We start from the raw sequence: 15,109 nt of genomic DNA, 5'->3' as shown, positions 1-15,109 counted from the left end.
GGGGGGGGGGCGCGGTGCGCGGCGGACGGGGCGCCGGGGGCGTCGCTCCGGGGCCCCGCGGGGCGGATCGGTGGAGAGGACGCGAGGTTGGGCTTGCTATCGGTCAGGTTCGCTGCCATATGGCCCGGATGCGTCGGCCGGGGAAACCTCCCGGCCCGATCGACCGGATGGCGTGAAGCTCGGGCGGCCCAAAAGCTCCGCCCCCGGATCCGGCGGTCCAACGGACGCGAACAGCTCTCTGCACGTCCTGAGTCACGCGGGCCGTCGTTCGACGACCCCTTGCGCCCCGCGGCCCATGCGATGGCCGCGCCAGGGCGCGTTACGCCCATGAAAGGCGCTCGATGACCACGTTTTCCGACCTGCCCCTCTCCGAGCCGCTGCATCGCGCGCTGGAGGAGGAAGGCTACAAGACCCCCACCCCCATCCAGGTCCAGGCGATCCCGCCGGCGCTGGAAGGCCGCGACATCCTGGGCATCGCCCAGACCGGCACCGGCAAGACCGCGGCCTTCGCCCTGCCGCTGCTCGACATGATCCAGCGCGACCGCATCGCGCGGCCCACCCACTCCTGCCGCGTGCTGGTGCTGGCGCCGACGCGCGAGCTCGCCAACCAGATCGCCGAGAGCTTCCGCTCCTACGGCCGGCACATCACGCTGAAGGTCGAGACGGTGTTCGGCGGGGTTTCCGTCAACCGCCAGATCCGGGCGATGAAGGGCGGCGCCGACGTGCTGGTCGCCACCCCGGGCCGGCTGCTGGACCTGATCGACCAGGGGGCGATGACCCTCTCGAAGGTCGAGGCGCTGGTGCTCGACGAAGCCGACCAGATGATGGACATGGGCTTCATCCACGCCCTGCGCCGCATCGTGCCGATGCTGCCCAAGAAGCGGCGCACGCTGTTCTTCTCGGCCACCATGCCCCGCGCCATCGCCGATCTGGCGGGCCAGTACCTGACCGACCCCGTGAAGGTCTCGGTCGCGCCGCAGGCCACCACCGCCGAGAAGGTCGCCCAGCGCGTCCACTTCGTGCGCCAGGGCGACAAGCAGGCCGCGCTGAACGTGGTGCTCAAGGCCGAGGACTATGACCGCGTCCTGGTCTTCACCCGCACCAAGCACGGCGCCGACCGGGTGGTGAAGAACCTCGCCCGCGCCGACATCGACGCCAAGGCCATCCACGGCAACAAGCGCCAGAACGAGCGCGAGCGGGTGCTGGACGCGTTCCGCGCAGGGACCCTGCGGGTGCTGGTCGCCACCGACATCGCCGCGCGCGGCGTCGACGTGCCCGGCGTCAGCCACGTGATCAACTACGAGATCCCCAACATCCCCGAGCAGTACGTCCACCGCATCGGCCGCACCGCGCGCGCCGGCGCCGAGGGCGTGGCGATCAGCTTCTGCGCCGAGGACGAGCGCGCCTACCTGCGCGACATCGAGAAGGTCACCCGCCAGAAGGTCCCCACCGGACAGCTGCCGGCCGCCTTCGCCGAGGAGGCCGCCGAGCTCTCGTCGCGCAAGACCGATTTCTCCGCCGCCGAGAGCGCGCGCGCCGCCGAGGGCGGGCGCGAGGACGGCGGCCGGGGCCGGGGCTCGCGTCCGGGCCGCGGTCCGGGGCAGGGCCAGGGCCGTGGCCCGGGCGCCGGCGCCGGCGCCGGTCGCGGCGGCCCGGGCCGTCCCGGCCGGGGCAAGCCCCAGCAGGCGGCCGAGGGCGGCGCGGGCGAGCGTGCGGGCGGTCCCGCGCGGCCCAGCCACGCGCCCAAGCCGGGCAAGCCCGGCGGCAAGGGCGGCGCCGAGGCGCCCCGTCGCCGGCGCGGCGGCGGGGGCGGCGGCCGGGGTCGCGGCGCCTCCGGCGGGCAGGGCGCCCAGGCCTGGACCTGAGCGACGCCCGAGCGAGGGAAAACAGGAAGGGCGAGGCGGGAGACCGCCTCGCCCTTTCGCCGTCAGGAGACGCCCGTCGCGGGGACCGGGGACCGGGGACCGGGGACTGGAGGCCGCGGGCCTCGCCGACGCCGGCAGAGCGGCGCGCGCGCCGCCCGGGGGCCGCGCGCCCTTCGCGTCAGGCGGGCCGCGAGGGGGCCCGGGTCAGGCCCGGGGCCCGACCGCGGCCCCGACGCGGCCGGGCCGGCGCGCGGCGGGGCTCAGAGCTCCGGGCCGAAGGGGGCGTTGGACAGCAGGCGCACCTCCTGCGCGTCGAGCAGCGGGCGCAGCTTGCCGGCGAAGGCCATGAAGTCCGCGTCGGCGTAGACGCCCTTCCAGTGGGCGCGCCGCTCGGCGTCGTCCTTGAAGCGCCAGACATGCACCAGCTGGTGCAGCGGGCCGGTGTCCGAGACCATGTAGCCGCCCAGCCGCACCGCGTGGCCGCCGGCCTCGAGCGCCGGGTAGCCCTCTTCGGAATAGAGCTTCAGCACCTCGGCCATCTTGCCGACCTTCACCGAATAGGTGCGCATCTCGTAGAGCATCTTGGCCTTCCTCCCTTGCTTTGGCGCGCGAGCCTACCCGGCCGGCCGGTCGGGCGCCAGCGGCAAGCGACGGGAGATCTCATGGCCCTTCGACGCCTCCCCGACCGTGAACGCCGGGGTCGCGATCCGCCGCCGGAGCCGCGCGCAGCGTCGATCGGCGCCCGCGAGCCTTGGTCCGGCGTCGGCGCGGGGCGTCGGGGGCCCAACGGAAGACGCCCGCCCCGGGACGGGGCGGGCGCCGGGCCCCCGCGGATCGCGGGACGGGTCAGCCGCGGCGACGGCTGGAGGCGAGGCCCAGGGCCGCGAGGCCCGCGGCCAGCAGCGGCAGGGCCGCGGGGACGGGCACCGGCTGGGGCACGTCGCCGTAGCGGATGTCGATCGAGGCCGAGGCCAGCGGCGTCGCGCCCTCGCCGAACACCGACAGGGTGATGGTGTAGAGCCCCTCGGTCTGCGGATCGAAGCCGACGGGCTGGTAGAAGCCCAGGTTCCAGGAATTCTGCGCCACCGAGTAGATCTGGATCGCGTCGGCGTAGTCCTCCCCCAGCAGGCCGGTGCCGCCGGCGGCGTCGTCGGCCACGTACTGTTTCGCCACCGTCGGACTGGTCGAGCCGTTGTCGCCCAGCCCGTGGTCCCAGGGGCTTCCGGGGCCGATGCCGATCGGGTCGAACGCGATCAGGTCGGTCCCGTTCACCGTGCCCACCGCGGCGGTCGGGTCGAAGTCGATCGACAGAAGGTAGGTGAAGTCGGCGAGGAACCGATCCGTCGCCGTCCCGTCCAGGTTGACGTTCACCGACCAGTCGAAGTTGAACAGCGACCGGTTCGCCGGCGCGATCCCGTCGGACGGATCGAAGGCGTAGAGCCCGGCGCCGTCGCTGTTGTAGGTCCCGTTGGGGCCGCCCGGGTTGGGGGCGTTGCTGTTGTCGTAGCGCAGCTTGCCGCGCAGGCCGACCTCGATGTTGTCGGCGCGGTCCACGGTGAACGCCGTGTTGGCGTTGCCGAGCCCGAACAGGAGCTGGACGTTCGGCGTGACGGCCTGGTCGAAGCTGGTCAGCGCCGCCGCCGGGCCCGCCATCGCCGCGACCGCAGCCGCCGCTGCTGGAATGAGCCGCATATGCGTCTCCCTGATGTCTTGCGGACCCCGCGGGTCCGACGAACCTCCCTCAGATGAAAACGCTTCTGAAAATTCACGCAGGGTGTTGAACGGGACGGATGCTAACGGCTTGTTCATCTTCGCGCAACTCGCGTGACCTATGGGCAGGTTTCGCGCCGGGCGTGCGGGGGGCTCGTTCGTCCCGTCTCCTGCCGGCCACGCGGTCCGCCTGGTCCCCCGGCGCGCCCGCCGGGACGCCGCCGACGCCGCGCCGCCTTCCCTTCCGGCGCCGCTGGCGCCCGGGGCCCTGCGGAGCCTATCCTCGGGCCATGAGCAGCCCCCGATTCATCCACCTCCGCCTCCACTCCGCCTATTCGCTGCTGGAGGGCGCGATCCAGCCCAAGAAGCTGCCCGCGCTCTGCGAGAAGCACGGGATGCCGGCGGTGGCGATCACCGACACCGGCAACCTGTTCGCGGCGCTGGAATTCTCCGAGACCGCGGCCAAGGCGGGGGTGCAGCCGATCCTGGGCGCGCAGCTCGCGCTTCGCTACGCGCCCCCGCCGCGCCCCGACGCCCGCGCGCCCGATCCCGCGGGCATCGTGCTGCTGGCGCAGGACGAGACCGGCTGGCTGCACCTGATGGACCTCGTCTCCCGCACCTTCCTCGACACCGAGCAGGAGATCCCCTCGATCCAGCTCGGCGACCTGAAGGGGCGCTCCGAAGGGCTGATCTGCCTCACCGGAGGCTCCGACGGCCCGCTCGGCCGCCTCGTGCGCGACGGCAAGCGGGATCGGGCGGAGGCGCTGCTGGGCGAGCTCGACGCGCTGTTTCCCGACCGCCTCTACATCGAGCTCCAGCGCCACGGCCCCACCGACGCCGACCCCCGCACCGAGCCCGAGGCCGCGACCGAGCCCTTCTTCGTCGAGCAGGCCCACGCCCGCGACCTGCCGCTGGTCGCCACCAACGAGGTGTTCTTCGACCGCCCCGAGATGTTCAACGCCCATGACGCGCTGATCTGCATCGCGGGCTCGACCTACGTCAGCCAGGACGACCGCCGCCGCCTGACCGACCAGCACTATTTCAAGAGCGCCAGGGAGATGGAGGCCCGCTTCGCCGACCTCCCCGAGGCGATCGAGACCACGCTCGAGATCGCCCGCCGCTGCGCCTTCCGCGCCCGCACCCGCGCCCCGATCCTTCCGAAATTCGCCGACGACGAGAAGGAGGAGCTGCGCCGCCAGGCCGTCGAGGGCCTCGCCGAGCGCCTCAAGGTCCTGCGCGAGAAGGACACGATGGCCGGCACGCAGGAGGACTACGAGGCCCGCCTCGAATACGAGCTCGGCGTCATCGAGGGGATGGGCTTCCCCGGCTACTTCCTGATCGTCGCCGACTTCATCAAGTGGGCCAAGGACCACGACATCCCCGTGGGCCCCGGCCGCGGCTCCGGCGCGGGCAGCCTCGTCGCCTGGGCCCTGACCATCACCGACCTCGACCCGCTGCGGTTCTCGCTCCTCTTCGAGCGCTTCCTGAACCCCGAGCGCGTGTCGATGCCCGACTTCGACATCGACTTCTGCATGGACCGCCGCGAGGAGGTCATCGGCTATGTGCAGGAGAAATACGGCCGCGACCGCGTGGCCCAGATCATCACCTTCGGCGCGCTGCTGTCCAAGGCCGCCGTGCGCGACGTCGGCCGCGTCCTGCAGATGCCCTTCGGCCAGACCGACCGCCTGTCGAAGATGATCCCGGTCGAGGGCGTGAAGCCCCTCTCCATCAAGGAAGCCCGCCGGGAGGAGCCGCGCCTCAACGAGGAGGCCTACAACTCCCCCGTCGTCGCCGAGATGCTGGACTACGCCGAGAAGCTGGAGGGCCTCTACCGCAACGCCTCCACCCACGCCGCAGGCGTGGTGATCGGCGACCGGCCGCTGCACGAGCTGGTGCCTCTGTATCGCGACCCCCGCTCGGACATGCCCGCCACCCAGTTCAACATGAAGTGGGTCGAGCAGGCGGGCCTGGTGAAATTCGACTTCCTCGGCCTGAAGACGCTGACGGTCATCCAGGGCGCCGTCAACTTTTTGCGCCTGCGCGACATCGACATCGACATCTCGAAGATCGACCTCGAGGACAAGGCCACCTACGACCTCTACACCTCCGCCGACACGGTGGCGGTGTTCCAGGTGGAATCCTCGGGCATGCGCGACGCCCTGCGCCGCCTCCGCCCCACCTGCATCGAGGACATCGTGGCCCTCGTGGCGCTCTACCGCCCCGGCCCGATGGAGAACATCCCCAAATACTGCAACGTCAAGAACGGCCGCGAGGAGCGCGACAAGCTCCACGACCTGATCGACCCGATCCTCGACGAGACCCAGGGCATCATCGTCTACCAGGAGCAGGTGATGGAGATCGCCCGGAAGATGGCCGGGTATTCTCTCGGCGGCGCCGACCTGCTGCGCCGCGCCATGGGCAAGAAGATCAAGGAGGCGATGGACGCCGAGCGCCCGAAGTTCGTCGACGGCGCCAAGGCCAACGGCGTGGGCAAGGCCAAGGCCGAGGAAGTCTTCGCGCTGCTGGAGAAATTCGCCAACTACGGCTTCAACAAGTCCCACGCCGCGGCCTACGCGCTGGTCAGCTACCAGACCGCCTGGCTGAAGGCGAACCATCCGGTCGAGTTCATGGCCTCGGTGATGAACTGCGACCTTCACCTCACCGACAAGCTGGCGATCTACCAGCGCGAGGTGAAGCGATTGGGCATCGAGACCATCCCGCCGTGCATCAACCGCACCAACGCCCATTTCATGGTCAAGGACGGCGCCGTCCTCTACGCCCTGGGCGCCCTGAAGAACGTCGGCCCCGAGGCGATGCGCCTGATCGAGGACGCCCGCGCCTCCGGCGGCCCCTTCCGCGACATCTTCGATTTCGCCCGCCGGGTGGAACTGAAGAAAATTGGGAAACGCCCGCTGGAGATGCTGGCCCGCGCCGGCGCCTTCGACCTGCTCGACCCCAACCGCAAGCGCATGTTCGAGAGCCTGGACGCGCTCGTCGCCTACTCCGCCGCGAGCCACGAGGAGGCCGCCTCCGCCCAGGTCTCCCTCTTCGGCGGCGGCGAGACCAACGCGGCGCTGCCCGAGCCGCGCCTGTCGCGCACCGACGACTGGCTCCCCGCCGAGCGCCTGAAGCAGGAGCATGACGCGGTCGGCTTCTACCTCACCGGCCATCCGCTCGACGACTACAAGGGCGCGCTGGAGCGCCAGCGGGTCCTGACCATCGCCGAGCTCCAGGCCCGCGCCGGCCGCTCCGGCGGCACGATCGCGAAGCTCGCCGGCGTGGTCACCGCCCGTCAGGAGCGCAAGAGCGCCCGCGGCTCCCGCTTCGCCTTCGTGGGCTTCTCGGACCCCACCGGCCTCTACGAGGCCACCTGCTTCTCCGAGCCCCTCGAGCAATACCGCGAGATCCTCGAACCCGGCGCCCTGGTGGTGATCACCGTCGAGGCCGAGGCTCAGGCAGAGGGCGAGGTCAAGCTCCTCCTCCGCGCCGCCCAACCCATCGACCGCGCGGTGGCGACGGCGGGCGCCTCGGGCCTGCGCGTCTTCGTCAACGACCCCGGCGCGGTCGACGCCGTGAAGGCTCGCCTCGCCTTCACCCCCGGCTCCGGCGCCCGCCCCAAGGGCGGCCCGGTCAACCTGGTCCTGATGGCCCCGGACCTGCCCTACGAGGTGGAGATGCGGTTGCCGGGCGAGTTCCCCCTGACGCCGCAGATCGCGGGGGCGATCAAGGCGGCGCCGGGGGTGGTGACGGTGGAGGAGTTTTAAGCGTCAGTAGATCCGGTAGCATCGTTGCCGAAAGTCTCAGCCGCCCAGCTCGAGATATCATTCTTGCTTAGTTGAATGATTTTGACCTTGTTCGCGATCTCATCCTTCACTGTAGACAAGGCTTTGGCGAACGTGTTCGACAGATCGCCGCTCGCTGGTTCAAAGAATACAATGAAGAGAGTGCTTATTATTCCACTGTGAATTGGCTGGATGAGGGACGAAACAAGTGAGTTCGCTTGTTCTTGATCGGGCTTGCGCATTGAGGGCCGGAATGTTGAAAGCCCAATTAGGGTATTTCCTTGTCTAAACACAGCGTCAATTCCATCAATTGTGCCTTTCTGACTTTGGGATGGAGTTCCGTGGCCAGCTTTTATTGCTCGAACGCCGCCCTGCTGAGATATGGCCTCCAAGAGTGACTGGTGCATGCTTTCATAGATCTCTTCCTGCCGTCGGCGACGCTCTGCCAATTCCTTGCGTTTTTCTTCAACGTCGTCTCTTTCACTCGCGCTCTGGGGAGTGTGCGACGCAAGCGTTTCTCGAAGCATCTGTTGGATGGCGTTTGCGTCGAGCTCTTCGCCTCCTCCGCGCTTTTCTCCGAGACGTTCAGCAATTACAGATGAGAGTTCGCCTGCTCGTCCGGCAATAATGTCTTCAATTCGCTTCTCTGTCACCCCAGTTGATGATTTAATGGACTCTAGGGCTTCAACGGTCTTCGCGAAAATTTCGTGACTTCGAGCGGTGCTGTCGTCACTTCGCTGGATCATTGCTTGCTCCGACGAACGCCCCAGCTGAATGGCAACGACCGCTAGGACAATAGATGCGGTTGATAGCGCTATCGAGAAGATCATTGACACCACGTCGAGTGTCGAGAGTTCTAATTGTTCTTTCGAGAGGGCATTCTCAAAAATGATGCCGCCGCCAATGCCGCACAGGAGCACAATTGCAAAAAACGCGAGAGAAGATGCGGGGATATTCCAGTTTTTCAAGGTGTTTCTCAGCTAGATCCGAATCCATGCAATCTAGCGCATTGTGCGACGACGGTTCAACGGGATTGCTTTGGCGGTTTTGGCCGCACCGGGTCTTTCGCTTCTCCTTGGGTGATGCGTACCAACCTTGTCATCGACTCATGCCCTTTACCCTCACACCCCCGTGACCCGGACCCCCTGCCGCATCCCACATTCCGTTTCGCCTGCCTACCTCCGGTCAAACCCATGACCGGAGGCCCCCCATGCTCCCCATCCTCTACCGCGTGCCCCTCTTCGGCTGGATGCTCCGCGACGCCTTCGAGGGGCGCGAGGATGCTCCGCTGTGGTTCGCGCTCAACGTCATCATGCTGTGGATCCTCAGCGTGATCGTCTTCGGATACGCCGGCCTGATCGTGCCCGCGCTGCTCGGCGTCGCCGTGGTCTTCTACGTCATCCTCGCGATCACCGTCGGACGCTGAGCCGGGGGCAGGGCGCCTCCGCCCGCAGAAGCCCCGGGGCGACGGGGCCGGGCTGGGCGAGAGGCGCGGCGGGGCGGAAACCAACGGTTCACCACGCCCCTGAACCTCGTGTTGAGGCGGGTCGGCGATGCTCCGCGACGGGCCCCGGGTGGGGGCCGCGTTGCGTGGAGCGCCCCGATGTCGCGTCTGCTGATCGTTCTCGCCTGCCTGGGCCTCGCCGCCTGCGCCTCGCCCGCGCGGGATTACTCGAAGGACATCGTCCGCATCCGGCTGGCCGAGGCCGGGCCCGCCGCGGCCCTGCCGGGAGCGCCGCGCGCCCCCGCGGCCGACGGCGCCCCGGCCTGAGGCGCGCGCCGGGGCCGCCGCCGGACCGGCGCCCGCCCCCGCCCCCTGCAGAGCGTCGCGCGCGGCGGGCCCAAGCCCGCCCGCAGGGCGCCTCCGGACCCGGGCGCCCGGCCCTCGCCGGGACGCCTCCGCCCCCGGAATGGCCGCGCCTCCGCCTTGGCTTCGCCGCCTCCCCCGGGGCAGATTGCGCAGGTAGAATCCGACGAGGGGGATCCGGATGACCGCCGAGCAGGCACAGCTCTTCGCCCTGATGGGCGTCGTCTTCGGACTGCTGATCTGGGGGAAGCTGCGCTACGACCTCGTGGCCTTCCTCGCGCTGTTCGCCGCCGTCGCCCTGGGCCTGGTCCCCGCCGACCACGCCTTCGAGGGCTTCGGACATGCCGCCGTCGCGGTGGTGGCGCTGGTCTTCGTGGTCTCGCGCGGGCTGCAGAACTCCGGCGCGATCGAGTGGCTGGCCGCCCGCGTCTCCGATCCCGAGCGGCCGCTGTGGTCGCATATCGGGCTGCTCTCGGCCGTGGGCGCGGGGCTCTCGGCGGTGATCAACAACGTGGCGGCGCTGGCGCTGCTGATGCAGGTGGACCTGCAGACGGCGAAGAAGGCGGGGCGCTCGCCGTCCTCGACCCTGATGCCGCTCAGCTTCGCGACCATCCTCGGCGGCATGATCACCCTGATCGGCACGCCCCCCAACATCGTCGTCGCCCAGTACCGGGCCGAGGCGCTGGGCGCCCCCTACGGCATGTTCGACTTCACCCCCGTGGGGCTGATCGTGGCGGCGGTCGGCATCCTCTTCGTGGCCCTGGTCGGCTGGCGCCTGCTGCCGCGGGGCGGCCGCGCGCCTGTGGAGGAGGCCGAGGCCTCGCTCTACATCGCCGAGGTGCTGGCCCCCGACGGCGCCAAGGTCATCGGCGAGCGGCTGGCCGACCTGACCCCCCTGACCGAGGAGCACGACGTCAACCTGCTGGGCATCACCCGCGGCGAGCGGCGCCTGCCCGGCCTCGCCCGCTACGAGGAGCTGCGCGCGGGCGACCTGCTGACGGTGGAGGGCGAGCCCGCGGCCATCGAGGGCTTCATGGCCGCCGCGGGCCTCCACCACCCCGCCGCCTGGGAGGCGGCGGATGCGGACGCGGGCAAGATCTCCGACCAGGGCGATCCGCCCCCCGACCGCAAGCGCGATCCGCGGGCCGCGATCTCGGGCCGCCTGACGCTGGTCGAGGCGATCGTGCCCGAAGGCGCCTGGGCCGCCGGGCGCACCGCCGCGGGCCTGCGGCTGGCGCCCCGGCAGGGGGTGGTGCTGCTGGGCGTCTCCCGCCAGGGGCGGCGGTTCCGCGAGCATGTGGCGCGCCTGCGCATGCAGCCGGGCGACGTGCTGCTGCTGCTGGGGCCGCGGGAGCGGATGGCCGACGTGATGGGCTGGCTGGGCGTGCTGCCGCTGGAGGGGCGGGAGACGCCGGTGCTCCAGCGTCAGAAGGCGCTGTTCGCGGCGCTGACCTTCCTCGCCGCCGTGGGGATCGCGGCGATGGGCTGGCTGCCGCTACCGGTGGCGCTGGTCGGCGTGGTCGGCGCCTATGCGCTGGGCGGCGTGGTGCGGGGGCGGGAGGTCTACGAGTCCATCGAGTGGAAGGCGATCGTCCTGCTCGCCTGCCTCGTGCCGATCGCCCAGGCGATGGAGGAGACGGGGGGCGCCCAGCTGATCGCCGACGCCCTGGTCTCGGCCACCCAGGGCTGGCCGCCCATCGCGATCCTGCTGGCGCTGATGGCGGTGACGATGACGCTGTCGGATTTCCTCAACAACGTCGCCACCGCGCTGATCGCGGCCCCCATCGGCGTCTCCATCGCCCGCACCATCGGCGTGCCGGAGGATCCGTTCCTGATGGGCGTGGCGGTGGCGGCCTCCTGCGCCTTCCTCACCCCCATCGGGCACAAGAACAACACCATCATCATGGGCCCCGGCGGCTACCGCTTCGGCGACTACTGGCGCATGGGCCTGCCGCTGGAGCTGCTGGTGCTGGCCGTCGGCGGCCCGGCGGTATGGTGGATCTGGGGCTGAACGGAGCGGCCCCGCGGCGGGCCACGGCTCCCCGGCCCGTCCCCGCGCGGGGCGCGGCGCCCGGCCGCCGGGTGCAGGGGGCGCCGCCACGTCGCGCGACGGAGACGGGCGCGTGGGGCGTTTGAGTCTCGACGGCCGCCCAGATGGGCCGCCGCGTCCTCTGGACGATCGAGAAGGAGACGATCCATGCGACGCATCGTGATCCCCGCCCTCGCCGCCTCGGCGCTCGCCCTCGGCGCGCTCGGCGCCTACGCGCAGGGCGGTTCCCCCGCCGCCGGCCCCGCCGAGCGCCCCGCCGCCGCCGAGCAGGGCCACGGGGCCAAGGCGCCCTGGATGCACGACCGGGACGACGGCCCCCGCGGCCGCGGCATGGGCCCCGACGAGGGGCGCCACGGCATGCATCGCGGCATGCACGGCGGCAAGCACGGGGGCATGCATGGCGGCATGCACCGGGGCGGGCCGGGCCACTCGCCGATGATGATGAAGATGATGTTCGCCGTGGCCGACGCCGACGGCGACGGCGAGGTCTCGCTCGAGGAGATGCAGGAGATCCAGGCCCGCATCTTCCGCGCCATGGACGCCGACGACAGCGGCGGGCTGACCCCCGAGGAGATCCGCGGCTTCATGAAGCCCGAGCGCGGCATGGGCCGGGGCATGGGCCCCGGAACGCACGGCGGCATGGGGGGCGGAATGAACGGCGGCATGGGCGGCGCGACCGCGCCCGAGACGCCCCCCGCCTCGGAGTGAGGCGCGCGGCCCGGGGGCGCCGTCGCCTCCCGGGCCGGACCGCGAAGACGGGGACGGGGCCGCCTGCGGCCCCGTTCCGCCGTCAGGCCGCCCGACGGCGCGCCAGGCCCAGCGCGCCCGCCGCGCCGATCATCAGCGCCCAGCCCGCCGGCAGGGGCACCGGCGCCGTGGCGGCCGCGGCGCTGAGCGAATAGTCGACCGAGACGAAGCCGCTGAGCTGCTGGATCGCGGCCACGTCCGCATCGGTGGGCATCCGGCGCAGGCCCGCCGGGGTGGTCGGCTTCATCAGCGCGTCGGCCATGTCGAGATGCCCGCCCCCGACCTCGGTCAGGTCCACCACCGCGCCCGCATAGGGGCCCACGGCGATGTCGAGCTCGCCCGCGTCGAAGGCCGTGTCGCCGAAGTCGGCGAGGCCGAGCAGGTGCCCGATCTCGTGCAGCACGGTGCCGAACAGGTCGAAGACGCCCGCCGCCGGGCCGGAGGCGGCCGCGTATTCCCGCCCCACCGTCATCGGACCGCCGCCGAGGTCGACGATCGACTCGATCAGCGGCCCGAACTCGGAGGCGTCCGTCGGCGTGGGGTCGAGGAACCAGCCGCGGTCGTTGTCGACCCGGATCAGCCCCCCCTTGCCGGCGCCCGAATAGTCGCGCGAGCCGAGCTGCGTGGCGACCGCCAGCGTGCTGCCCGACAGGGCCTGCCAGCCGAACTCCAGCGACAGCGTGCCGGGGTCGAGGATCACGTCCTCCCAGAACGCCGCCGCCGCCGCCATCACCGCCCCCAGCGTCCCGCCGCCGGTGGCGCCGGGCGCCTCCGGCCCGGCCGTGCCGCGGGAGAAGGTGGAGAAGGTCTGGCCGGAGGTCCGCTCGGTCAGCAGGATCTGCAGCGCCGAGGCCGGTCCGGCGGCGGGCAGCCCGACGGCGAGGCCGAGGGCGGCGGCGACGGCCAGGCGTCGGATGGAGCGGAGCGTCATGGAGGCCCTCCCGGGCGCGGGGGTCGGAACCCTCGGTTCCGGTTGGTGCGCAGGGGGGCACAATGGCGCGGATCCGATCCGCCAGCAACCCATGGCGCGGAAACGGAAAAGCTACGGCGCCGGGGCTCTCGGCGCGGCCTGGCGGGCGGGGCGCGGCAGCGCGGCCAGCGCCCGTTCTGCGAGCGCCTCGGCCGGCTGCTCGCCCTCCAGCCGCAGGACGGGCGCGGTCTGCGCGGCGAGCCAGCGCTCGTGTCCCGCGAGGGACCGGCCGGAGAACGCCGGATCGTCGTAGCGCGAGGCCCAGTCGCGGAAGGCGAGATGCGCCGCGTGCATGTCGCCGCCCGGCAGGATGCGGGCCCCGTGGCGCGCGGCCTCGCGCCGGTCGAGGCGGCGCAGGCGGACCGGCGTGGGCGTGCGCAGGAACACGATCAGGTCCACGTCCGCGATCAGCGCGTCGCCCCAGCCGACGAAGGAGCCGGTCAGCACCCAGCCGGGCTGCGCCGCCTGCCGCTCCCGGATCAGCGCCACGCGCTCCTCGGGCGGGCGCTTGGCGGTGTAGGGCGGGTCGGTCGGCAGCCAGTACCAGTCGTCGACGTCGATCTGCGGGACGCCCAGCCGCGCGGCCAGAAGTCCGCCCAGTGTGGTGACGCCCGAACAGGAGGCGCCGGCGAGATGGAGGCGCGGCATCTGCATGGTTCCCTCTCATGTTCGTTTGTCAAGTTTTTCGCGCGATGCGATGACCCGGCGCCGTCTTCGCTGCCGGGTGTCGTGGATGTGTGCGGCGCGCATGGCTGGGGGCAGAGCCTTCAGACGACGGTAGATCACACTCTGATGCGCGGGTTGGGTACCGCATGACCGTTGATCCGTCCTGGGCTTGCCGACTGTCTTCCTGCGGGCGTCGACGGATCCGAGCGAACCGCCGGCCACAAAGGAACCTCGTGGATTCCCGGATGGCCCTGCCCCCAGTGACACGCGCCGGGGATGTCGGGTGGTGTCAGCTCCTTTCTTTTCTCAGCAAGCTGCCGCTGCTGCAGGGCGTGTGCTCGGGGTGACGATGCGGGCGATGGCCCAGATGAAGGCGGCCAGTTCGCGGGCGATGGCGGTGACGACCAGGGTCGCGGGCTTGCCGCGCGCACTGAGCCGGCGATACCGGGCGCAGAGCCGGATCTGCGCTTTCCAGGCGATGTCGCGGATCTCCTGCGGCAGTCCTTCGAGCCGCGCCATGTGCACCTTTCCGACCGCGGCGTGGCAGCGATAGGTCCAGGCGCCCTCGATCAGCATGCGTCGCGCGTCCTTCGAGCCAGCCTTGGTGATGCCGCCCCGCGCCGTCCTTGGGCCGCTCGAGTATTCCGACGGCACGAGCCCGAGCCAGCTCATCAGCTGGCGGGGATTGTCGAAGCGACCGAGATCGCCGGTCTCGGCCATCACGGTGACGGCGGAGATGAAGCTGACGCCGCGCATAGCCTGGATGGCCTCGACCACGGGTGCCAGCGACCAGATCGGGACGAGCGTGCGGATCTGACCCTCGATCCGGGCGAGCCGGGCCGCGGCGTCGTCGACCGCGTGGATGTATTCCTGCAGCACGATCTGGTGGGCGGGATGCTGGAAGCGCAGGCCCGAGAGCCAGACGCGGTGCTTCTTCGTCCAGTTGCAGCCCGTCCGGAAGACCCGGTCGTGGCGCAGCAGGAAGCCCGAGAGCTGCTGGCGGGCGCGGCGCAGGCTCTCCATGGCCGCGGTGCGGGCGCGAACCAGATCGCGCATCGCCTCGTGGCCCTCGTCCGGCACCCAGACCGGCGTCAGCTCACCGGCCCGGTGCAGCCGCGCCAGCAGCACCGCGTCGCGGCGGTCGGTTTTGACCCGGTCGCCGGGGCGGGCGGGCGTCTTCGACGGCGCGACCAGTTCGCAGTCGTGGCCCATCTCGCTCAGCTGGCGATGGATGCCGTAGCCACAGGGGCCGGCCTCGTAACAAAAATGCAGCGTGTCGTGCGCCTTGCTCAACTTCGCCACCAGCTTGCGGATCGCCTCGCGCGTGTTCGCGATCTCGCCGAGATAGCGTACCTCGCCGCCGCGGCGGTCCTCGGCCACCGCCACTGCGATCGTCTCTTTGTGCACGTCCAGACCGACAAATGCTGTACCCTCTCCCATGGTTCGTCTCCTCGTGTATGGGGCTCTGCTCCGTGCCGTACGGGCAATCCCCGGCATAACACGACGGAGACG

12 protein-coding genes are annotated in these 15,109 nt (G+C 71.0%); 6 read left to right on the top strand and 6 right to left on the bottom strand.

The annotated features are described in order from the left end of the window. Window positions 1-341: 341 nt before the first annotated feature. Window positions 342-1,865, top strand: coding sequence for a DEAD/DEAH box helicase (locus BM064_RS19040; RefSeq protein WP_092862308.1), 1,524 nt, complete (start codon window positions 342-344; stop codon window positions 1,863-1,865). A gap of 260 nt (window positions 1,866-2,125) precedes the next feature. Here BM064_RS19040 and BM064_RS19035 read toward each other — a convergent pair whose 3' ends face one another. Both BM064_RS19035 and BM064_RS19030 read right to left on the bottom strand, forming a co-directional pair. Further along, the gene (locus tag BM064_RS19035) at window positions 2,126-2,446 is read right to left on the bottom strand and encodes an NIPSNAP family protein (RefSeq protein WP_092862306.1); all 321 of its coding nucleotides are present in this window, start codon (window positions 2,444-2,446) and stop codon (window positions 2,126-2,128) included. Between the two features lie 265 nt (window positions 2,447-2,711). After that, window positions 2,712-3,557, bottom strand: coding sequence for a hypothetical protein (locus tag BM064_RS19030; protein WP_092862304.1), 846 nt, complete (start codon window positions 3,555-3,557; stop codon window positions 2,712-2,714). 308 nt (window positions 3,558-3,865) lie between these two features. Here BM064_RS19030 and dnaE point away from each other — a divergent pair, with 308 nt between their 5' ends. Further along, entirely contained in the window at window positions 3,866-7,339 is a 3,474-nt protein-coding gene (gene dnaE / locus BM064_RS19025) for a DNA polymerase III subunit alpha (RefSeq protein WP_092862302.1), read from the top strand. On the opposite strand, the gene BM064_RS27015 is transcribed toward dnaE, so the two are convergent. After that, the gene (locus tag BM064_RS27015; RefSeq protein WP_143103382.1) at window positions 7,336-8,325 is read right to left on the bottom strand and encodes a hypothetical protein; all 990 of its coding nucleotides are present in this window, start codon (window positions 8,323-8,325) and stop codon (window positions 7,336-7,338) included. The two genes, dnaE and BM064_RS27015, sit on opposite strands and share 4 nt — an antisense overlap. Before the next feature lie 242 nt (window positions 8,326-8,567). Here BM064_RS27015 and BM064_RS19020 point away from each other — a divergent pair, with 242 nt between their 5' ends. From BM064_RS19020 to BM064_RS19010, 4 genes are all read left to right on the top strand, one after another. Then, entirely contained in the window at window positions 8,568-8,783 is a 216-nt protein-coding gene (locus tag BM064_RS19020; protein ID WP_092862300.1) for a hypothetical protein, read from the top strand. Window positions 8,784-8,960: 177 nt separating this feature from the next. After that, complete coding sequence (locus BM064_RS27560) at window positions 8,961-9,128, top strand: hypothetical protein (RefSeq protein WP_177236327.1); 168 nt, start codon at window positions 8,961-8,963, stop codon at window positions 9,126-9,128. A 217-nt stretch (window positions 9,129-9,345) separates the two neighbouring features. After that, window positions 9,346-11,175, top strand: coding sequence for an SLC13 family permease (locus BM064_RS19015; RefSeq protein ID WP_092862298.1), 1,830 nt, complete (start codon window positions 9,346-9,348; stop codon window positions 11,173-11,175). A 186-nt stretch (window positions 11,176-11,361) separates the two neighbouring features. Continuing rightward, window positions 11,362-11,922, top strand: coding sequence for an EF-hand domain-containing protein (locus BM064_RS19010; RefSeq protein ID WP_092862296.1), 561 nt, complete (start codon window positions 11,362-11,364; stop codon window positions 11,920-11,922). 82 nt (window positions 11,923-12,004) lie between these two features. Here the strand turns inward: BM064_RS19010 and BM064_RS19005 are convergent, their stop codons facing one another. The 3 genes from BM064_RS19005 to BM064_RS18995 form a co-directional block, all read right to left on the bottom strand. Next, window positions 12,005-12,892 carry a hypothetical protein gene (locus BM064_RS19005; RefSeq protein ID WP_092862294.1) on the bottom strand — a complete coding sequence of 296 codons (888 nt, stop codon included), beginning with the start codon at window positions 12,890-12,892 and terminating at the stop codon, window positions 12,005-12,007. A gap of 111 nt (window positions 12,893-13,003) precedes the next feature. Further along, window positions 13,004-13,585 (bottom strand): P-loop NTPase family protein, encoded by a 582-nt coding sequence (locus BM064_RS19000; protein ID WP_092862292.1) that lies wholly within the window; start codon window positions 13,583-13,585, stop codon window positions 13,004-13,006. A 318-nt stretch (window positions 13,586-13,903) separates the two neighbouring features. After that, a complete protein-coding gene (locus BM064_RS18995) occupies window positions 13,904-15,037 on the bottom strand; it encodes an IS110 family RNA-guided transposase (RefSeq protein WP_092862290.1) in 1,134 nt (377 codons plus the stop codon). Window positions 15,038-15,109 lie beyond the last annotated feature (72 nt).

The organism is Albimonas pacifica, assembly GCF_900113695.1.
Classification (GTDB): domain Bacteria; phylum Pseudomonadota; class Alphaproteobacteria; order Rhodobacterales; family Rhodobacteraceae; genus Albimonas; species Albimonas pacifica.
This window is presented reverse-complemented; position numbering and strand designations above follow the sequence as displayed.

Bases quoted from the DNA above. Each gene is read 5' to 3' on its own strand.
- BM064_RS19015 (WP_092862298.1), top strand. From the start codon at position 9,346: ATGACCGCCGAGCAGGCACAGCTCTTCGCCCTGATGGGCGTCGTCTTC.
- BM064_RS19020 (WP_092862300.1), top strand. From the start codon at position 8,568: ATGCTCCCCATCCTCTACCGCGTGCCCCTCTTCGGCTGGATGCTCCGC.
- BM064_RS19005 (WP_092862294.1), bottom strand. From the start codon at position 12,892: ATGACGCTCCGCTCCATCCGACGCCTGGCCGTCGCCGCCGCCCTCGGC.
- BM064_RS19010 (WP_092862296.1), top strand. From the start codon at position 11,362: ATGCGACGCATCGTGATCCCCGCCCTCGCCGCCTCGGCGCTCGCCCTC.
- BM064_RS19040 (WP_092862308.1), top strand. From the start codon at position 342: ATGACCACGTTTTCCGACCTGCCCCTCTCCGAGCCGCTGCATCGCGCG.
- BM064_RS18995 (WP_092862290.1), bottom strand. From the start codon at position 15,037: ATGGGAGAGGGTACAGCATTTGTCGGTCTGGACGTGCACAAAGAGACG.
- BM064_RS19000 (WP_092862292.1), bottom strand. From the start codon at position 13,585: ATGCAGATGCCGCGCCTCCATCTCGCCGGCGCCTCCTGTTCGGGCGTC.
- dnaE (WP_092862302.1), top strand. From the start codon at position 3,866: ATGAGCAGCCCCCGATTCATCCACCTCCGCCTCCACTCCGCCTATTCG.
- BM064_RS19030 (WP_092862304.1), bottom strand. From the start codon at position 3,557: ATGCGGCTCATTCCAGCAGCGGCGGCTGCGGTCGCGGCGATGGCGGGC.
- BM064_RS19035 (WP_092862306.1), bottom strand. From the start codon at position 2,446: ATGCTCTACGAGATGCGCACCTATTCGGTGAAGGTCGGCAAGATGGCC.
- BM064_RS27560 (WP_177236327.1), top strand. From the start codon at position 8,961: ATGTCGCGTCTGCTGATCGTTCTCGCCTGCCTGGGCCTCGCCGCCTGC.